The following is an 18,339-nucleotide window of genomic DNA, read 5'->3' as shown; positions in this document are numbered from 1 at the left end:
CGATGTCGTCGCTTATCGAACCGGCGCTCGCGCTGCAGGACGTCACCTGCACCTTCGCCTCGCGGGAGAATCGCCGTGACCGCTACACGGCGGTCCGCGATACGAATCTGACCATCGCGCCGGGCGAATTCGTGTCCGTCGTCGGGCCGACCGGCTGCGGCAAGTCCACCTTGCTCAACGTGTCGGCGGGGTTGCTGGAGCCATCGTCGGGCACGGTAAGCGTGTTCGGCGAGAAGCTGAAGGGCATCAACCGGCGCGCGGGCTACATGTTCCAGGCCGACGGCCTGATGCCGTGGCGTTCCGCGCTCGACAACGTGACGGCCGGCCTCGCGTTCCACGGCGTGCCGAAAAAGGAAGCCGACGCGCGCGGCGAGGAGTGGCTGAAGCGCGTGGGTCTCGGCGGCTTCGGCGACCGCTATCCGCATCAGTTGTCGGGTGGCATGAGAAAGCGCGTCGCGATGGCGCAGACGCTGATTCTCGATCCCGACATCATCCTGATGGACGAGCCGTTCTCCGCGCTGGACATCCAGACGCGCCAGCTCATGGAAAACGAGCTGCTCGATCTGTGGGCCGCGAAGCGCAAGGCCGTGCTCTTCATCACGCACGATCTCGACGAGGCGATTTCGATGTCCGATCGCGTCGTGGTGCTCGCAGCGGGACCGGGCACGCATCCGATCGGTGAATTCACGATCGATCTGCCGCGTCCGCGCGATGTCGCCGAAATCCGCTCGCATCCCCGCTTCGTCGAATTGCATGCGCAGATCTGGGGCGTGCTGCGCGAGGAAGTGCTGAAGGGCTATCAACAGCAGCTCAAGCCCGCTGTCACCGAATAAAACATCATGTGGAACAAGTTGCGCCCGAACCGGGCGAATCTCATTGCGTGGCAATGGCTGCTGCTGCTCGCGTGCTTTGTCTTGTGGTACGTGCTGACGAGCCCGACGCTCCTGCCGCCTTTCTATTTCGACGACGCCAATAAAGCCGCGTTCTTCTTCGGCGAGCCGCAGAAGGTGCTGGTGCGCATCTGGGAGTGGTTCACGACCGGCGAGATCTACATCCATCTCTGGGTGACGCTGATCGAAACCGTGCTGGCATTCGTGATCGGCACGGTGTCCGGACTGGGCGTCGGCCTCTGGCTCGCGCTCGCGCCCATGACCAGCGCGCTGCTCGATCCCTACATCAAGGCCGCCAATTCGATGCCGCGCGTGATTCTCGCGCCGATCTTCGCGGTGTGGTTCGGTCTCGGCATCTGGTCGAAGGTCGCGCTCGGCGTGACGCTGGTTTTTTTCATCGTGTTCTTCAACGTCTATCAGGGCGTGAAGGAAGTGAGTCCGGTCGTGCTGGCCAATGCGCGCATGCTGGGCGCGAACCGCAAGCAACTGCTGCGTCACGTCTATCTGCCGAGCGCGACGAGCTGGGTGTTTTCGAGCCTGCATACCTCGGTGGGGCTGGCGTTCGTCGGTTCGGTGGTGGGCGAGTATCTCGGCTCGGCGCGCGGCGTCGGCTATCTGATCCTGCAGGCCGAAGGCACCTTCGACATCAACACGGTCTTCGCCGGCATTCTCGTGCTCACGGCCTTCGCGCTCGTGCTCGACGGGCTCGTGGCGCTGGTCGAGCGGCGGCTCATGAAATGGCAGCCGAAAAGCGGCGAGACCGAGAAGCTTTGACCGCTGGACGACGGCTCCCGGACGCAAGAGACGCTGTCACCAAATATGTAAGAATTCGTTATGGTCATGCGTGGCTGACATCGCTATCATGCAGGGCGATTCAGGTGTTGCGGGCGACAGCGGCTTGCACGCACATCAAGTCGTAACGCAAACAAGGGACACTCCGCGTTCGGGTGTCATCGCGTGGCAACAAGCGCGGTGATCGTCCCCGCCATCCCGCGAGACCAAGAATGAAACTGCGAAATGACCGTTCGGTTGCGGTGGTGCTGCCGTCGCCGATCGGTGACAGCCTGATCGGGCTGGTCCTCGTCAACAACCTCATCCTCAATGGTTACAGACCTGTCGTGTTCGGCTGGGTCGCGGAGCAGCTCGCCGACTGGTTTCCGCATGTGACGGTCGGACGGCCCGGGGACTGGCAACACGCGTTCGACACGGTGCTCGAACTGAGGCCCACCGATTACGCGCGGAACCTGAGCCGAACGGGCGAGACGCTGTGTCTGTCGACCTTGTCGGCATACGGCGGCCACAAGCATATGGTGGATCGGGTCGTCGAAATCGCGACGAACGTGCTGGGTCTGCGCGATGTCACCCGCTCGAACGGATTGGTCGTGCCGGCGGACATCGGATGCGGTCGTTTCGCGGATCGCGTCGTCATTCATCCGACGGGCAGTCATCCGGAAAAGATGTGGGGGCGCGAAAAGTTTCTCGCGCTCGCGCGCGTGCTGACGCGCCGTCAGTTGCAGCCGAGCTTCCTCGTCGCGCCGACGGAGTTGGGCGCATGGGGCGATATCGGCGAGGACGGGCATGAGGTCAATGCGCTCGTGCGTCTTGACGAGGTCGCGAAGTGGATCGCCGAATCGGCCTGGTTCATCGGCAACGATTCGGGGCTCGGGCATCTCGCGTCCTGCATCGGCGTGCCGACGCTCACGCTGTTCATGCGTCAGGGGCTCGCTCGCTCCTGGCGCCCGGATTGGGGACCGGGCGCGATCGTGCTGCCGCCTTCGCTCTTGCCGTTCGGCGGACTTCGCGAGCGTCTGTGGCAGAGGTTGCTCACCGTGCGTCGCGTGACGACGGCTTTCGAAACGCTGCGCGGCAAGCATGCGCGCGTGATCCGTCAGCATGCGGCAGCCGATTTCGGCGACGCCAACGCGACGCGCATGGGCATGCTGCCGGGCGCGCAATCGCGTCGCATGTGAAGCGGCGATCGGCCTAGGCCGCGAAGCGCGAATACATGCGCCAGCAACGCACCGCGCGCCAGAACTCGCTGGCGTTCGTCGCACCTTTCAGCATGACGCGGATATAACCGGATTGAAGGAACTGCTGCGCAAAGAGCTTGCGTTGCTGGTCATCGGACATGCGCTTTCTGAGGATGTGCAGGAGATTGCCGCCCTCGCGATTCGCCTGGCGCAAGAGCAGCCGGCGAAAACCCGCTTCGGCGCGCGGATCGAGTGCGGCCGTCACGAGCGCGTCGATCACGCGCAGATAACCCGCGGCGCGGCGCGCGACGTCCGCCGGCGAAGGCGAATTCGTGATCGACGCGGGATTGCGCCGGTAGCCATAGTAAAGCTCGCGCACGAAGCCGACGCGCTGCGCCTTGAGCGCGACCTGCAGCGCCCAGATGATGTCCTCGTGCACGATGCCTTCTTCGAAGCGCAGACCGTGCCGTTCGACGAAATCGCGCCGCACGCATTGCAGCCACGCGCACACCACCCAGTCGTCGTTCGGCACGGTGCGCGCCATCCATGTCTTGCCATTGCAGATTTCGCCCCACGGCTGACGCTCGTAGAGTGGCGCGGGATCGGCGGGCGCCGGCAGCGTCTCGAAGCTGAAGCCATTGCCGATCACCACTTCGAGATCGTGCTCGCGGCCGTGTCCGATCCACGCGCGCAAAGCGCCGGGCTTCATCCAGTCGTCGCCGTCGGCGAAGACGATCCATTCGCCGCGTGCGAGCGCGAGGCCGACGTTGCGCGTCGCCGACAGGCCGCGATTTTCCTGCGTCACAACGCGGATGCGCGCATCGCGCGCGGCCATCGCCTCGAGCACGGCGAGGCTGCCGTCGGTCGCGCCGTCGCAGACGGCGATGACTTCGAGCGCCACGCCCTCCTGATCGAGCACGGAAGCGAGCAGCGGCTTGAGCCAGGCTTCGCAGTTGTAGACCGGCACGATGACACTGGCGTCGATGCGTGGGCTCGTCATGTTCACTTGCGGGGTTTGCGGGAGGGAGGGGTCGATGTTAGCAGGCGAGGGTCACGGCTCGATCACGATCTTGCCGGTCACGCGGCGATGCATCATGTCGTCGAGCGCTTGCGGCGTTTCGTCGAGCGCGTAGCGTTTCGTGACGACCGGGCGCAGCTTGCCCGACTTGATCCAGTCGACCATGGTCGCGAATTCCTGATCGGCCTGCGCGTGCTCGCGCTGCATGTGCGCGCCCCAGAACACGCCGACGATGCTCGCGCCCTTCAACAGTGCGAGATTGAGCGGCAGCTTCGGAATTTCGCCGTTCGCGAAGCCGACGACGAGATACCGCCCGCGCCACGCGATGCTGCGAAACGCCGGCTCCGCATAAGCGCCACCGACCGGGTCGAAAATGACATCCGGGCCAAGACCGTCGGTCAGCGCCTTGAGGCGCTCGCGCAGATCTTCATTCGTATAGTCGATGACATCGTCGGCGCCATGCGCGCGGCAGAACGCCAGCTTCTCCGCGCTCGATGCCGCAGCGATCACGCGCGCGCCGAGAAGCTTGCCAATCTGAATCGCGGCGACGCCGACGCCGCCGGCCGCGCCGAGCACGAGCAGCGTGTCGCCGGCCTTCAACTCGCCGCGATCGACGAGCGCGTGGTACGACGTGCCATAGGCGAGCGTGAACGCGGCGGCGTCGGCGAGATCGACGTCATCGGGCAGGGCGATGACGTCGTCGGCCTTGGCGCGCGCCTGCTCCGCGAACGCGCCTTGCGCCGTATAGGCGGCCACGCGCATGCCCGGCCGAAAGCGCGTGACGCCAGCGCCCACTTCACGCACGATGCCCGCGAACTCCGCGCCCGGGGTGAACGGCAGCGGCGGCTTGAACTGGTATTTGTTCTGGATGATGAGCACGTCGGGAAAATTCACGCTCGCCGCTTTCACGTCGATGACGAGTTCGCCGGATTCGGCATGCAGATCGGGCAGCGTTTCGATGGAAAGCGTGTCGGGCAATCCATGCTGGTTGCAGCGTACGGCGCGCATAGTGTCTCCTCGTTTCGAGAGGGCTCAGTTTAGGCCAGAGAGCCGGTCTGACGCGAGCCTGCGAGTCGTCGTCGCGCCATGTTTCCTCGGTTACAATCGTCGGATGCGAATCCTACTCAGCAACGACGACGGTTATCTGGCGCGCGGCATCAATGTGCTGCACGATGTCCTGCAGCCGCTCGGCGAAGTAACCGTAATGGCGCCCGAGCAAAACTGCAGCGGCTCGTCCAACTCGCTTACGCTGTCGCGGCCCTTGAGCGTGCATCAGGCGCCGAACGGTTTCAATTTCGTGAACGGCACGCCGACCGACTCCGTGCATATCGCGCTCACGGGCATGCTCGAGCATCAGCCGGATCTCGTCGTCTCCGGCATCAACAACGGCCAGAACGTCGGCGAAGACACGCTGTACTCCGGCACCGTCGCCGCCGCCACCGAAGGTTTCATGTTCGGCATTCCGGCCATCGCGTTCTCGCTCGTCGGCCGCGACTGGCTGCATCTCGATGACGCCGCACGCGTCGCCGCCGAGATCGTCGCGCATTTCCTCGAGCATCCGATGCCGGGGCATCCGTTGCTGAACGTGAACATCCCGAGCCTGCCTTACGACCAGCTCCGCGAATGGAAAGTGACGCGTCTGGGCAAGCGTCATCCTTCGCAGCCGGTCATCCGCCAGACCGATCCGCGTGGCAATCCGATCTACTGGATCGGCCCGTCAGGCGACGCGCTGGACGCGAGCGAAGGCACCGATTTCCATGCGGTGGCCAACGGCTTCGTGTCGATCACGCCATTGCAACTCGATCTCACTCATACCAGGCTCATGGCCGAGACGCGCGAATGGGCGCGGGCCGGGAGCGGTCGCACATGACCGACGAGCGCGCCAAGCGTTTCCCGCTGGCGCTCGCGGATCTGGTTCGCGAGCCGCGCAAGCCCGCGCATCGCGCGCACGATTCTCGCGGCAAGCCGGTCGCCGCTGCCACGCTCAAGCCAGCGACGGCTCAGACGGCCAAGCCGGGTCCTTCGCGCGCGGCGAACACGGCGATGAAGAATCCGGCGACGGCAGCCGCATCGGCCACACCGGCCACATCGGTTTTTCCCGCGCGTTCCAACGCGAAGCCGGCGGCAAGCGCAACGAAACCGGTTCCGGCCGCGAACAGGAGCGCCGTACAAACCCATCGTCCCGCGCACGCGCCGCGGGCCGCCGAGCGCGACCTGAACGCCGCTTCCACCGCGACACGCAAGGGCGCGCCCAATGTCGCGCTGGCCAGCACGCAGACGCTCACCTCGGAACGGGTGCGCGAGCGCATGGTCGAACGGCTGCGCTCGAACGGCGTGACCGATCCGCGCGTCCTGAACGCGATGTCGGTCGTGCCGCGCCATATGTTCGTCGACCCGGGGCTGGCCGCGCAGGCTTATGAAGACGCCGCGCTGCCCATTGGCCATCACCAGACCATCTCGAAGCCATCGGTCGTGGCGCGCATGATCGAACTGGTGGCGACCGGGCGCGCGCTCGCCAAGGTGCTGGAGATCGGCACCGGCTGCGGCTATCAGGCGGCGGTGCTGTCGCAGGTCGCGACCGAGGTTTATTCGATCGAACGGGTGCGCCCCTTGTCGGAGCGCGCCAAGCTCAATCTCCGGCCGCTGCGCGTGCCGAACATCAGATTGCATTACGGCGACGGCCGCCTGGGCTTGCCCGCCGCTGCGCCGTTCGACGCGATCGTGATTGCCTGCGCGGGGCTCGACGTGCCGCAGGCGTTGCTCGACCAGCTGGCGGTGGGCGGCAAGCTCGTCGCGCCGGTCGGATCGCAGACCGCGCAGTCGCAGGTGCTGACGCTCGTCACGCGCGTGTCGGCGACGCAATGGCGGGAGGAACAGCTCGATCGCGTTTTCTTTGTACCCTTAAAATCCGGAGTGATTTGACACCGATGAGTATCTTGCGTGCTTTGCGAGAAGAAACTGCCGACCAACGCGCGAGCCTGGCGCAGCGCGGCGTGTGCGTGCTTGCGTTGTCCGTGCTGGCGGCCTGTTCGACGCGCATGGACATGGCGCCGGTCGTCGACAGAACGGGCGCGCCCATCGGCACGACGGCAGCCCAGACGCCGGACAACGGTCCACCGCCTCCGGGCTATTACCGCGTAAAACCGGGCGACACCCTATATCGGATCGCACTGGAAAACGGTCAGAATTATCACGACATCGCAGCGTGGAATAACCTGACCAACCCGAACCAGATCGAAGTCGGCCAGTTGATGCGCGTGGCGCCTCCGGGCGCGAACGTCGCGGCAGCAACGCCGGGCGTAGCGACCGCGCCGATCGCGGGCGGCGGCGTGCAGACGCAGCCGCTCAATGGCGCGAACGCCTACGCGAGCCCGCAGCCGGGCGCCGCGGCGCAGCCGCCGTACTACGGTCCGAATTCGGGTATGGGCGCGACCCCCGGTGTGCCGGGTGCGGCGACGGGCATGGCGCCGGGTGCGCCGGGCGTGCCCGGAGCGGATGCGAACGCGGCTGCGCCCGTGGGCCAGCCGGCGTTCATCTGGCCGGCGCGTGGTCCGATTATCGGCACGTTCGACGACGCGAAGAACAAGGGTTTGAATATTGGCGGTGCGGCGGGAGATCCGGTGAATGCCTCGGCGGATGGCCGAGTGGTTTACTCCGGAAATGGGCTGCGCGGCTACGGCAATCTCATTATCATCAAGCACGATGCGACTTTTCTCACGGCATATGCACATAACCGCGCTTTGATGGTAAAAGAAGGAGACGCGGTAACTAAAGGGCAGAAGATCGCTGAGATGGGGAACAGCGATTCGGACCGCGTGATGTTGCACTTCGAAGTTCGCCGACAGGGAAAACCTGTTGACCCACTGAAGTATTTGCCGCCGCAATAAAGCGAAACCATCATGCCAAAAACGAAGCGCCGCCTGCCGCAAGCCGAGACTGAGACGATCAGCCGACCTTTGCAAGTGTCGGTGGAAGACGGTGCTTCGAATCATGACGACGATGCCGAAAATGTCGACGTGGACATCGAGTCCGATTCCGACAGCGATGAAGAAAGCGGCAACAGCCGCGGCAAGAACAGCGACGAAGCGGGTGAGGGCGCAAACGATTCCGCGCCCGACGCCGACGACTTCCGCTCCCTCCTGCAGGCCGAACTCACGGCCGACACCATCCAGCATTACCTGAATCGCATCAGCGTAAAGCCTCTCCTCACCGTCGAGGAGGAGCAACGTTATTCGCGGCTCGCCAAGGCGGGCGAGTTCGAGGCGCGCCAGGTCATGATCGAGCGCAATTTGCGCCTCGTCGTGAGCATTGCGAAAGGTTATCTGAACCGTGGTGTGCCGTTGCTCGATCTGATCGAGGAGGGCAATCTCGGCCTGATGCACGCCATCGAGAAATTCGACCCGACGCGCGGCTTCCGCTTTTCGACCTACGCCACCTGGTGGATCCGCCAGAGCATCGAACGCGCGATCATGAACCAGGCGCGCACGGTCCGCCTGCCGGTGCACGTGATCCGCGAGCTCAACCAGGTGTTGCGCGCGAAACGCCATCTGGAAAAAAATTCCGCCAATTCGCAGGACAGCGTGGCGCCCGAGCGCCGCGACGCGAGCATCGACGACATTGCGTATCTCACCGGCAAGACGCCCGAGGAAGTCACGGATATCCTCGCGCTCAACGAACACACGGCTTCGCTCGACGCGCCGCTCGACCTCGATCCCGGCAGCAGCCTTCTCGACCTGCTTTCCGACGATCAGAGCCAGTCGCCGGACGCCGAAGTACAGCACCGCGAGCTCGAATCGCTTACGCGTCTGTGGCTGTCGCGGCTGTCCGACAAACACCGGCATGTGATAGAACGGCGTTTCGGCCTGAACCATATCGAGCCCGCGACGCTCGAAGAGCTCGCCGACGAAATGGGCCTCACGCGCGAGCGCGTGCGCCAGATCCAGCAAGAGGCGCTCGTGCGGCTCAAGCGCTTTTTCGCATCCAACGGCGTTCGCAAGGACGCCGTGCTTTGACGCTTTGACGGCGCTCTGCGGTTTGGAGCGCCGCATTCCAGGATTCAATGACACCGATTCTCGTTTTCGACATCGAGACCATTCCCGATGTCGACGGCATTCGCCGTCTCGAAGATTTGCCCGATGACCTCTCCGACCGCGAAGTCGCCGAACATGCGTTCGAAGCGCGCCGCGAGCGCGTCGGCAATGACTTTCTGCCGCATCATCTGCAACGCGTCGCCGCGATTTCCTGCGTGTTTCGCGACAACAGCGGCTTTCGCGTGCGCTCGCTCGGGACGACGGCCGACGGCGAGGCCGCGCTGATCCAGTCGTTCTACCGCGTGATCGAAAAGTACACGCCGCAGCTCGTGTCGTGGAACGGCGGCGGCTTCGATCTGCCGGTGCTGCATTACCGCGCGCTGGTGCACGGCGTCGCGGCGTCGCGATACTGGGATCTCGGCCAGGACGATCGCGAGTTCAAGTTCAACAACTACATCAGCCGCTATCACATGCGGCACATCGATCTGATGGACGTGCTCGCGATGTATCAGGCGCGCGCCAACGCGCCGCTCGATGCGCTCGCGAAGCTGTGCGGCTTCCCCGGCAAGCTCGGCATGGACGGCGGCAAGGTGTGGGACGCGTATTGCGACGGCCAGATCGACGAAATCCGCAACTATTGCGAGACCGATGTCGTCAACACCTACCTGATGTATTGCCGTTTTCAGATGATGCGCGGTGGTTTCACGCCCGACGAGTACGCGGACGAAATCAACTTCGTGAAGAACGCGCTCGCGCAGGAAACCTCGCCGCATTGGGCCGAATATCTGGCAGCGTTCGGAAAGTAGGCGTGGTGCGTCGATGACGTTCGTCTACAATCTCGCCTTTGCCAATTCGTTAGTCAGGAAGTACGCAGGTGTCTGAAGCCGCTCGAAAACCTTCTTATCGCCGCCGCGCGGCGCCGGCGAAATCCGTCACGCCCGATCCGAACTTCGTCGCGCCCGAAATCGAAATCGTTTCGCTAGACATGGAGGCGCGCGGCGTGGGCCGCACGGTCAATGACGACGGCGAACCGGGCAAGGTCATCTTCGTCGAGGGCGCGCTGCCCGGCGAGAAGGTGAGTTATGCGAGCTATCGCAAGAAACCGAGCTTCGAGCAGGCGCAAGTCGTGAAGGTGCTGCGCGAGAGCGTGATCCGCGCGAAGCCGAAGTGCCAGTTTTTCGGGATTTGCGGCGGCTGCTCCATGCAGCATCTCGACGTGCGCGCGCAGATCGCCGTGAAGCAGCGCGTGCTCGAGGACAATCTGCAACATCTTTCGAAGCTGCGTGCGGAAACCATGTTCCGGCCGATCCACGGGCCGTCGTGGGGCTATCGCTATCGCGCGCGTCTGACCGTGCGGCACGTCGAGAAGAAGGGTGGCGTGCTGGTCGGATTCCACGAACGCAAGAGCAGTTACGTCGCCGACATGACAAGCTGCGAAGTCCTGCCGCCGCACGTTTCGGCGATGCTCGTGCCGCTGCGTCATCTGGTGGGAGGGCTGTCGATCCGCGATCGCATGCCGCAGATCGAGCTGGCGGTGGGCTCGGACGTCACCGCGCTGGTGCTGCGCATTCTCGAGCCGCTGACCGAAGCCGACGAAGCGCTGCTGCGCACTTTCGCCGACGAACACAATGTTCAATGGTGGCTACAGCCCAAAGGCCCCGACACGGTCTATCCGTTCTATCCGCTCGATCGCGAACTGGCCTACACGCTGCCCGAATTCGGCATCCGCATGCCGTTCAAGCCCACCGATTTCACGCAGGTTAATCATCAGATCAATCGTGTGCTGGTGAGCCGCGCGCTCAGCCTGCTCGCGCCGGAGAAATCGGATCGCGTGCTCGACCTGTTTTGCGGGATCGGCAATTTCACGCTGCCGCTCGCGCGCGTGTCGCGCGAAGTGGTGGGAATCGAAGGCAGCGAGGCCCTGACGGCGCGGGCGCTTGAGAACGCGAAAGCGAATGGGGTCGACACTCACACGTCTTTTGCGTGCCGCAATCTGTTCGAAGTCACCGCCGACGACCTGCGCGCCCTCGGCCATTTCGATAAATTCCTGATCGATCCGCCGCGCGAAGGCGCGCTTGCCGTGTCGAAGGCGCTCGCGGATATCGCGCAGAGCGGCGACGGGCCGTTGCCGACGCGCATCGTTTACGTGTCGTGCAACCCGGCCACGCTCGCGCGCGATGCTGGCCTGCTGGTGCACGAAGCAGGTTATCGGATGAAAGGCGCCGGCGTGGTCAACATGTTCCCGCACACGTCGCACGTCGAGTCGATCGCGTTGTTCGAGCGCGATTGAACCGGATCGAGCGATTTACGCAGACGCAAAAAAACCGGCCCGAAGGCCGGTTTTTTTGCTGCAGCGCCCGAAACCGAAGATCAGTTGCGGTTGCCGCCGAAAATGCCGAGCAGCGCCAGCAGGTTCGTGAACACGTTGTACAGGTCGAGGTAGATCGCGAGCGTCGCGCTGATGTAGTTCGTCTCACCGCCATTCACCACGCGCTGCACGTCGAACAACATGTACGCCGAGAAGATCACGATGGCGAGCACCGAGATGGTCAGCATCAGTGCGGGCAACTGCAGGAAGATGTTCGCGAACGCGGCCAGCAGAATGACGATCACGCCCATGAACAGGAACTTGCCGAGACCCGAGAAATCGCGCTTGCTGACCGTTGCGATGGTCGCCATGGCCGCGAAGATCACGCCGGTGCCGCCGAACGCCATCATGATGAGCTGCGGGCCGTTCGAGAAGCCGAGGATGAAGCTCAGCAGACGCGAGAGCATCAGGCCCATGAAGAACGTGAAGCCGAGCAGCACCGCGACGCCGACGCCGCTGTTCTTCGTCTTTTCGATGGCGAACATGAAACCGAACGCGATCGCGAGGAACGCGATGAAGCTCATTGCCGGGCTGGAGGCGGCGAACAGCGAGAAGCCCGTCGCCACGCCGACCCACGCGCCTAGCACCGTCGGCACCATCGAGAGCGCGAGCAGCCAGTAGGTGTTGCGCAGCACGCGGTTGCGCGTCTCCACCGAGGTGACGCTGCCGTTACGGCCAAAGCTGTAGGGTGATTCGTTCATGGTTTCTCCTTGCTCCAATTGTCTGTCGTTCGGTCTTCCCGCGACATTCGTCACACACGAATGATAAGGTGCGCGGACTTAAACCAGTATTAGGACCGCCGGAACCGTTCTGGTGCCTTCGCCGCGTCGCGCCTTGCTGGTTGCAATGCAGCGCCTTGCTCCAATATGGCCTCGGCGCGGCCCGAATTCAATAGTTCGAACGGCTAATCCGGGTGTTCCTTGGTTCAAGTACTCGCCAGATTTGATCCTTACGGTGTCGTAAGGTTTCAATCGCAATGATACCTTGCTTCGTGCTACAATTGTCGATTCGTTTTAATCCGTAAACCGTTCATTTTTTGGAGTTTTTCATGGCGATCGAGCGCACCCTGTCGATTATCAAGCCGGACGCAGTGGCAAAGAACGTTATCGGCCAGATCTACAGCCGTTTCGAGAACGCAGGTCTGAAGATTATCGCGTCGCGCATGGTTCATCTGTCGCGCGCCGACGCAGAGAAGTTCTACGCCGTGCACGCCGCGCGTCCGTTCTTCAAGGACCTCGTGGAATTCATGATCTCCGGCCCGGTCGTGATTCAGGTGCTGGAAGGTGAGAACGCGATCGCCAAGCACCGCGACCTGATGGGCGCGACCGACCCGAAGAAGGCCGACAAGGGCACCATCCGCGCCGACTTCGCCGACAGCATCGACGCGAACGCAGTGCACGGTTCGGACGCTCCGGAAACGGCGCGCCAGGAAGTTGCCTTCTTCTTCCCGGAAGTGAACGTCTACTCGCGTTAATTTTCGCGTTGTTTCGCGCGATGGCTGTGTGGCCGTTGCGTGCATCGCGCCTCGACGCAAGAAAAGCGGTACGAAAACAAGCAGGAAATGGCGCGAACGGTCCCGGAAAACAGCTTCCGGGCTTCGCAATCTGAAATGGCAGAACTCGACATGACGAGCAGCACCAACGTCAACCTTCTCGATCTCGACGCCGCCGGGCTGGTCGCGTATTGCGGCAGCCTGGGCGAAAAGCCGTTTCGCGCCAAGCAATTGCAGCGCTGGATCCATCAGTACGGTGCCGAAGACTTCGACGGCATGACGGACCTCGCGAAATCGCTGCGCGAAAAACTCAAGGGCCGCGCCAATATGGCAATGCCCGACATCATTTCCGACCACGTTTCCGCCGACGGCACCCGCAAGTGGCTGATCGACGTCGGCAACGGCAACGCGGTCGAAACCGTGTTCATTCCGGAAGAAACGCGTGGCACGCTGTGCGTGTCGTCGCAGGCGGGCTGCGCGGTCAACTGCCGGTTCTGCTCGACCGGCAAGCAGGGCTTCTCACGCAACCTGACCACGGGCGAGATCATCGGCCAGTTGCGCATGGCGGAATTCGCGCTGCGCAAGTCGATGGGGCGCGAAGTCGGCGGCCCGGGCAAGGGCGAGCGTGTCGTGACCAACGTCGTGATGATGGGCATGGGCGAGCCGATGCTCAACTACGACGCTGTGGTTCCGGCCATGCGACTGATGCTCGACGACAACGCCTATGGCCTGTCGCGCCGGCGCGTGACGCTGTCCACCTCGGGCGTCGTGCCGATGATGGACCGTCTCGCGGCGGATCTGCCGGTGGCGCTCGCGGTGTCGCTGCACGCGCCGAACGATCCGCTGCGCGACATGCTCGTGCCGCTGAACAAGAAGTATCCGCTGCGCGAACTCATGGCGGCGTGCCAGCGCTATCTGAAGGTCGCGCCGCGCGACTTCATCACGTTCGAATACTGCATGCTCGACGGTGTGAACGACACCGAGCAGCACGCGCGCGAACTGCTCGCCGTCACGCGCGACGTGCCGTGCAAGTTCAACCTCATTCCGTTCAATCCGTTCCCCGAGTCGGGCCTGACGCGCTCGAAGAACGAGCAGATCAAGCGTTTCGCACAGGTGCTGATCGACGCGGGCGTCGTCACCACAGTACGCAAGACGCGCGGCGACGACATCGACGCGGCATGCGGCCAACTCGCCGGCGCGGTGCAGGATCGCACGCGTCTCGCCGAGCGCATGAATCGCGCGGGGAGCAAGACGATCGAGGTGCGCGCCGTCTGATGGCGCATCGCGGCGCGCAACGGCTCGGCGCGCCGTCTGCAGTCAGGCCTCAGCCCGAGGCCTGAAAAGCAGCAATCAAAAGCCATGAAAAGCGGACGCGAAGAGCGACCCGAAAGCGGCACGAAAAGCCGCACTTTTTGTTATAAAGCCGTCTGCATTGGCGCGGCAGTTGTATCGTTCACGTGGTTTTTCAACCGTACGTTGCAAACGCGCCATATAAGAGAATCGATGCGAGGAATTTGGCATGAGTGAGCCGCAGCACCCGACGCCTTTTGGCAGTCACACCGGCAACCGGCCCGGCAGTCAGCACGACGCTCCGGCCGCTGCGGAAGGGGCGGCATCGAATGCGAGCCAGGCGGGGAACCTGGACTCGATCCAAGCTGTCGGCGCGCGCCTCGCGCAGCTCCGGCAGGCGAAAGCATGGTCGATCGACGACGTTTCCGCGCGCCTGAAAGTCTCGCCGCCGAAACTGCTCGCGCTCGAAGCAGGCGACATCAGCCAGATGCCCGATCGCACTTTTGCGGCGGGCATCGTGCGCAGCTACGCGAAGATTCTGGGTGCCGATCCCGCGCCGTTCACCCAGGCGTTCCGGCGCGATGGCGGCGCTGCCATCCAAGAGAATCTGAAGGTTCCGGCGTCCGCCGGCGCGGGTCTGCCGCGCGGTCGCGTGTCGGTGCCGCTCGGCAATTCGTCGGGCCGCAAGCGTTCGTGGATGTGGGGCGTGCTCGCGGTCATCGTCGTGCTGGCGGCGCTCATCATGTGGCACACCAACGGCGATTCGGGCAACTGGCTCGCGCGGCTGAAGGCGACCACGGGGATGGGCTTGTCGTCGTCGACATCGCCATCGAACGAAACGGCCGGCGGGGCGTCCGCGCCCACGCCGGACGAAGCCGCGGCGGCGAACACCGGCGAAGCGTCGCTGCCTGAAGTGTCGACCGCGCCCGGTGAGCAGCCGATGCCGCGTCCGCTCGGCACCAACGCGCTGCCCGCCTCGTCCTCCACTTTGTCCGCGGTGCAGGGTGCGAGCACGCCGGCCGCGGCGGCGCCCGCACCGGCGGCGGCGAAACCCGCATCGGCGACCACGGCGGCGGCTTCGGCTCCGGCGGTTGCCGGCAGCGGGTCGAGCGCCATCGAATTGAGAGTGAAGGAAGATAGCTGGTTTAGCGTGCGCGGCAAGGACGGCAAGGAACTGTATTCCGGCCTCGTTCACGCGGGCAGCACGCAGCGGGTGCAGGGCGAGGCGCCTTTCAAGGTGACCGTCGGCAATGTGAAGGGCGTCGAATCGTTGTCGGTCGACGACGAACCGGTCGATGCCAAGCGTTATTCGTCCGCACGCGGCAATGTCGCGCGTCTCTCGCTCCCTTAAGGGCTTTCTCGAGGGTTCCCCGAGGCGCGAATCGAGTCGATGCCGAGCGCGAAAGACAAGTCAGGGGCGTCACGGTGCAAGCCATGACGCCCGTTTGAGGTTTCAATCACGCAACTCGCCGCCTTTGCGGCGCGAAGGTTGCCAAAGGGTTTTTCGATGCAATCCGAAGCTCAATCCCTGATCAGCAGCAAGATTTGTTCTACCGAACCCGTCTTCGGTGGTCCGTTGAAGCGCCGCTCTTCGCACGCGGTGGATGTACGCTGGGGCGGCCAGATCGTGACGATCGGCGGCGACGCGCCCGTGCGCGTGCAGTCGATGACCAACACCGACACCGCCGACGCCATCGGCACCGCCATCCAGATCAAGGAATTGGCGCAGGCGGGCTCGGAACTCGTGCGCATCACGGTGAATACGCCGGAGGCGGCGGCCGAAGTGCCGCATATCCGCGAGCAACTGGATCGCATGGGTGTGTCCGTGCCGCTCGTCGGCGATTTCCATTACAACGGCCATCTGCTGCTGCGCGACCATCCGGCGTGCGCGGAGGCGCTGTCGAAGTACCGTATCAATCCGGGCAACGTCGGTCAGGGCGCGAAGCGCGACACGCAATTCGCGCAGATGATCGAAGCCGCGATCAAATATGACAAGCCGGTGCGCATCGGCGTGAACTGGGGCAGCCTCGATCAGGACCTGCTCGCGCGCATGATGGACGAAAACGCCGCGCGTTCCACGCCGTGGGAACTGCAAAGCGTGATGTACGAGGCGCTGATTCAATCGGCGATCGGCTCCGCGGAACGCGCTGTCGAACTGGGTCTGGGCCGCGACAAGATCATCTTGTCGTGCAAGGTCAGCGGCGTGCAGGATCTGATCGCCGTGTATCGCGAGCTGGCCAGGCGCTGCAGCTTCGCGCTGCATCTGGGCCTGACCGAAGCGGGCATGGGATCGAAAGGCATCGTGGCGTCCACCGCGGCGCTTTCCGTGCTGTTGCAGGAAGGCATCGGCGACACCATCCGCATTTCGCTGACGCCGGAACCCGGCGGCGCGCGCACGGGCGAAGTCGTCGTCGGTCAGGAAATTCTGCAGACCATGGGCCTACGCTCCTTCACGCCGATGGTCATCGCGTGTCCCGGCTGCGGCCGCACGACGAGCACGCTGTTCCAGGAACTCGCGTCGCAAATTCAGGCCTATCTGCGCAACTCCATGCCCGTCTGGCGCGACCAATATGCCGGCGTCGAAAAGATGCACGTCGCGGTCATGGGCTGCATCGTCAACGGTCCGGGCGAGTCGAAGCACGCGAACATCGGCATCAGCCTGCCGGGTTCGGGCGAGAATCCGGCGGCGCCCGTGTTCATCGACGGCGTCAAGGTGAAGACGCTGCGCGGCGAGAATATCGCCGTCGAATTCCAGCAAATCGTCAGCGACTATGTCGAGCGCACTTACGGCCAAAATACCGGCAAGCGCGAAGAGACGTCCACCGCAACCCTCTGAAGACAGATGACTGAACAGAATAAACGGCTCGGGAAACTGAGCGGCGTGAAGGGCATGAACGACATCCTCCCGCAGGATGCCGCGTTGTGGGACTTCTTCGAGACCACCGTCAAGTCGATGCTGCGCGCGTACGGCTATCAGAACATCCGCACGCCGATCGTCGAGCATACGCAGTTGTTCACGCGCGGGATCGGCGAAGTGACCGACATCGTCGAGAAAGAGATGTACAGCTTCACGGATTCGCTCAACGGCGAGCATCTGACGATGCGCCCGGAGAACACCGCTGCCGTGGTGCGCGCGACCATCGAGCACAATCTGCTGTACGACGGCCCGAAGCGTCTGTGGTACATCGGGCCGATGTTCCGTCACGAGCGTCCGCAGCGCGGGCGTTATCGCCAGTTTCATCAGGTCGGCGTGGAAGCGCTCGGCTTCGCGGGCCCGGACACCGACGCCGAAATCATCATGATGTGCCAGCGCCTGTGGGACGACCTCGGCCTCACCGGCATCCGCCTCGAGCTGAATTCGCTCGGCCAGGCGGAAGAGCGCGCGGCGCATCGGCAGGAACTGATCGCTTATCTCGAGAAGCACGCCGATGCGCTCGACGAAGAAGCGAAGCGCCGTCTCTACACGAACCCGCTGCGCGTGCTCGACACGAAGAATCCGGCGATGCAGGAGATCGCGCAGAACGCGCCGAAGCTCGTCGATTTTCTGGGCGAGGAATCGCGCAAGCACTTCGAAGGCGTGCAGCGTCTGCTCAAGGCCAACAACATTCCGTTCACCGTCAATCCGCGTCTCGTGCGCGGCCTCGACTACTACAACCTGACCGTGTTCGAGTGGGTCACCGACAAGCTCGGCGCGCAGGGCACGGTCGCGGGCGGCGGCCGCTACGATCCGCTGATCGAGCAGCTCGGCGGCAAGCCGACGGCCGCGTGCGGCTGGGCGATGGGCGTCGAGCGCATCCTCGAACTGCTGAAGGAAGAGCAGCTCGTGCCGGAAGCGGAAGGCACCGACGTCTATGTCGTGCATCAGGGCGAGAAGGCTGCCGAGCATGCGTTCATCGTCGCCGAGCGTTTGCGCGACACCGGCCTCGATGTCATTTTGCATTGCAGCCCGGACGGCGCAGCCGCGAGTTTCAAGTCGCAGATGAAGAAGGCCGATGCGAGCGGCGCGGCCTTTGCGGTCGTGCTGGGCGAAGACGAACTCGCGCAGGGCATGATCGGCGTCAAGGCGCTGCGTCGTTCGGGCGGCGAAACGCCCGAGGCGCAAAAGAACGAGCAAGTAAACGTTCCGGCGGAAGACTTGACCGAATATCTAATCAATGCGATGGTTGCAACCGCCGATGACGAGGCTGCCTAATATTTAGGCGCGTTGCCGCGCGCATCGAACGGGATCGTCACGATCCCAGGCATCGCGCGCGGCGCTCGTAGAGGGTAACGAAACGCAGG

Annotated in this window: 17 protein-coding genes; 14 read left to right on the top strand and 3 right to left on the bottom strand. The window is 63.8% G+C overall.

Translation table 11 applies throughout. The features are described 5' to 3' along the window. Positions 1 to 2 precede the first annotated feature (2 nt). From AWB79_RS22965 to AWB79_RS22955, 3 genes are all read left to right on the top strand, one after another. A complete protein-coding gene (locus AWB79_RS22965) occupies positions 3 to 833 on the top strand; it encodes an ABC transporter ATP-binding protein (RefSeq protein WP_061169741.1) in 831 nt (276 codons plus the stop codon). A gap of 6 nt (positions 834 to 839) precedes the next feature. Then, on the top strand, positions 840 to 1,664 hold the full coding sequence (locus AWB79_RS22960) for an ABC transporter permease (RefSeq protein WP_061169740.1): 825 nt from the start codon (positions 840 to 842) through the stop codon (positions 1,662 to 1,664). A 230-nt stretch (positions 1,665 to 1,894) separates the two neighbouring features. Beyond that, positions 1,895 to 2,860 carry a glycosyltransferase family 9 protein gene (locus tag AWB79_RS22955; protein ID WP_061169739.1) on the top strand — a complete coding sequence of 322 codons (966 nt, stop codon included), beginning with the start codon at positions 1,895 to 1,897 and terminating at the stop codon, positions 2,858 to 2,860. Positions 2,861 to 2,873: 13 nt separating this feature from the next. Here the strand turns inward: AWB79_RS22955 and AWB79_RS22950 are convergent, their stop codons facing one another. Beyond that, positions 2,874 to 3,860 carry a glycosyltransferase gene (locus AWB79_RS22950; RefSeq protein ID WP_061169738.1) on the bottom strand — a complete coding sequence of 329 codons (987 nt, stop codon included), beginning with the start codon at positions 3,858 to 3,860 and terminating at the stop codon, positions 2,874 to 2,876. 51 nt (positions 3,861 to 3,911) lie between these two features. Further along, a complete protein-coding gene (locus tag AWB79_RS22945; protein WP_061169737.1) occupies positions 3,912 to 4,886 on the bottom strand; it encodes an NADPH:quinone oxidoreductase family protein in 975 nt (324 codons plus the stop codon). A 103-nt stretch (positions 4,887 to 4,989) separates the two neighbouring features. Here AWB79_RS22945 and surE point away from each other — a divergent pair, with 103 nt between their 5' ends. The 6 genes from surE to rlmD all read left to right on the top strand — a co-directional run bounded on the left by surE (position 4,990) and on the right by rlmD (position 11,198). After that, positions 4,990 to 5,748 carry a 5'/3'-nucleotidase SurE gene (gene surE / locus AWB79_RS22940; RefSeq protein ID WP_061169736.1) on the top strand — a complete coding sequence of 253 codons (759 nt, stop codon included), beginning with the start codon at positions 4,990 to 4,992 and terminating at the stop codon, positions 5,746 to 5,748. Continuing rightward, positions 5,745 to 6,800: a protein-L-isoaspartate(D-aspartate) O-methyltransferase gene (locus tag AWB79_RS22935; protein WP_061169835.1), complete on the top strand. Its 1,056-nt coding sequence runs from the start codon at positions 5,745 to 5,747 to the stop codon at positions 6,798 to 6,800. The genes surE and AWB79_RS22935 overlap by 4 nt, the downstream gene beginning before the upstream one ends. 5 nt (positions 6,801 to 6,805) lie before the next feature. Then, entirely contained in the window at positions 6,806 to 7,765 is a 960-nt protein-coding gene (locus AWB79_RS22930) for a peptidoglycan DD-metalloendopeptidase family protein (RefSeq protein ID WP_061169735.1), read from the top strand. A 12-nt stretch (positions 7,766 to 7,777) separates the two neighbouring features. After that, positions 7,778 to 8,890: an RNA polymerase sigma factor RpoS gene (gene rpoS, locus AWB79_RS22925; RefSeq protein WP_061169734.1), complete on the top strand. Its 1,113-nt coding sequence runs from the start codon at positions 7,778 to 7,780 to the stop codon at positions 8,888 to 8,890. Between the two features lie 47 nt (positions 8,891 to 8,937). After that, positions 8,938 to 9,714 (top strand): 3'-5' exonuclease, encoded by a 777-nt coding sequence (locus AWB79_RS22920; protein WP_061169733.1) that lies wholly within the window; start codon positions 8,938 to 8,940, stop codon positions 9,712 to 9,714. Between the two features lie 179 nt (positions 9,715 to 9,893). Continuing rightward, positions 9,894 to 11,198 carry a 23S rRNA (uracil(1939)-C(5))-methyltransferase RlmD gene (gene rlmD, locus AWB79_RS22915; RefSeq protein WP_232470983.1) on the top strand — a complete coding sequence of 435 codons (1,305 nt, stop codon included), beginning with the start codon at positions 9,894 to 9,896 and terminating at the stop codon, positions 11,196 to 11,198. Between the two features lie 80 nt (positions 11,199 to 11,278). On the opposite strand, the gene AWB79_RS22910 is transcribed toward rlmD, so the two are convergent. Continuing rightward, a complete protein-coding gene (locus AWB79_RS22910; RefSeq protein WP_061169731.1) occupies positions 11,279 to 11,977 on the bottom strand; it encodes a Bax inhibitor-1/YccA family protein in 699 nt (232 codons plus the stop codon). A gap of 347 nt (positions 11,978 to 12,324) precedes the next feature. Between AWB79_RS22910 and ndk the strand changes: the two genes are divergently transcribed. From ndk to hisS, 5 genes are all read left to right on the top strand, one after another. Next, positions 12,325 to 12,750, top strand: coding sequence for a nucleoside-diphosphate kinase (gene ndk, locus AWB79_RS22905; protein ID WP_061169730.1), 426 nt, complete (start codon positions 12,325 to 12,327; stop codon positions 12,748 to 12,750). Positions 12,751 to 12,900: 150 nt separating this feature from the next. Continuing rightward, positions 12,901 to 14,043: a dual-specificity RNA methyltransferase RlmN gene (rlmN, locus tag AWB79_RS22900; protein ID WP_061169834.1), complete on the top strand. Its 1,143-nt coding sequence runs from the start codon at positions 12,901 to 12,903 to the stop codon at positions 14,041 to 14,043. 244 nt (positions 14,044 to 14,287) lie between these two features. Beyond that, entirely contained in the window at positions 14,288 to 15,409 is a 1,122-nt protein-coding gene (locus AWB79_RS22895) for a RodZ domain-containing protein (RefSeq protein WP_061169729.1), read from the top strand. A gap of 156 nt (positions 15,410 to 15,565) precedes the next feature. Next, on the top strand, positions 15,566 to 16,894 hold the full coding sequence (gene ispG, locus AWB79_RS22890) for a flavodoxin-dependent (E)-4-hydroxy-3-methylbut-2-enyl-diphosphate synthase (protein WP_061169833.1): 1,329 nt from the start codon (positions 15,566 to 15,568) through the stop codon (positions 16,892 to 16,894). A 6-nt stretch (positions 16,895 to 16,900) separates the two neighbouring features. Then, positions 16,901 to 18,250, top strand: coding sequence for a histidine--tRNA ligase (gene hisS / locus AWB79_RS22885; protein ID WP_061169728.1), 1,350 nt, complete (start codon positions 16,901 to 16,903; stop codon positions 18,248 to 18,250). Positions 18,251 to 18,339: the final 89 nt, after the last annotated feature.

The organism is Caballeronia hypogeia, from assembly GCF_001544875.2.
GTDB classification, from domain to species: domain Bacteria; phylum Pseudomonadota; class Gammaproteobacteria; order Burkholderiales; family Burkholderiaceae; genus Caballeronia; species Caballeronia hypogeia.
This window is presented reverse-complemented; position numbering and strand designations above follow the sequence as displayed.

Bases quoted from the DNA above. Each gene is read 5' to 3' on its own strand.
- AWB79_RS22965 (WP_061169741.1), top strand. From the start codon at position 3: ATGTCGTCGCTTATCGAACCGGCGCTCGCGCTGCAGGACGTCACCTGC.
- AWB79_RS22960 (WP_061169740.1), top strand. From the start codon at position 840: ATGTGGAACAAGTTGCGCCCGAACCGGGCGAATCTCATTGCGTGGCAA.
- AWB79_RS22955 (WP_061169739.1), top strand. From the start codon at position 1,895: ATGAAACTGCGAAATGACCGTTCGGTTGCGGTGGTGCTGCCGTCGCCG.
- AWB79_RS22950 (WP_061169738.1), bottom strand. From the start codon at position 3,860: ATGACGAGCCCACGCATCGACGCCAGTGTCATCGTGCCGGTCTACAAC.
- AWB79_RS22945 (WP_061169737.1), bottom strand. From the start codon at position 4,886: ATGCGCGCCGTACGCTGCAACCAGCATGGATTGCCCGACACGCTTTCC.
- surE (WP_061169736.1), top strand. From the start codon at position 4,990: ATGCGAATCCTACTCAGCAACGACGACGGTTATCTGGCGCGCGGCATC.
- AWB79_RS22935 (WP_061169835.1), top strand. From the start codon at position 5,745: ATGACCGACGAGCGCGCCAAGCGTTTCCCGCTGGCGCTCGCGGATCTG.
- AWB79_RS22930 (WP_061169735.1), top strand. From the start codon at position 6,806: ATGAGTATCTTGCGTGCTTTGCGAGAAGAAACTGCCGACCAACGCGCG.
- rpoS (WP_061169734.1), top strand. From the start codon at position 7,778: ATGCCAAAAACGAAGCGCCGCCTGCCGCAAGCCGAGACTGAGACGATC.
- AWB79_RS22920 (WP_061169733.1), top strand. From the start codon at position 8,938: ATGACACCGATTCTCGTTTTCGACATCGAGACCATTCCCGATGTCGAC.
- rlmD (WP_232470983.1), top strand. From the start codon at position 9,894: ATGGAGGCGCGCGGCGTGGGCCGCACGGTCAATGACGACGGCGAACCG.
- AWB79_RS22910 (WP_061169731.1), bottom strand. From the start codon at position 11,977: ATGAACGAATCACCCTACAGCTTTGGCCGTAACGGCAGCGTCACCTCG.
- ndk (WP_061169730.1), top strand. From the start codon at position 12,325: ATGGCGATCGAGCGCACCCTGTCGATTATCAAGCCGGACGCAGTGGCA.
- rlmN (WP_061169834.1), top strand. From the start codon at position 12,901: ATGACGAGCAGCACCAACGTCAACCTTCTCGATCTCGACGCCGCCGGG.
- AWB79_RS22895 (WP_061169729.1), top strand. From the start codon at position 14,288: ATGAGTGAGCCGCAGCACCCGACGCCTTTTGGCAGTCACACCGGCAAC.
- ispG (WP_061169833.1), top strand. From the start codon at position 15,566: ATGCAATCCGAAGCTCAATCCCTGATCAGCAGCAAGATTTGTTCTACC.
- hisS (WP_061169728.1), top strand. From the start codon at position 16,901: ATGACTGAACAGAATAAACGGCTCGGGAAACTGAGCGGCGTGAAGGGC.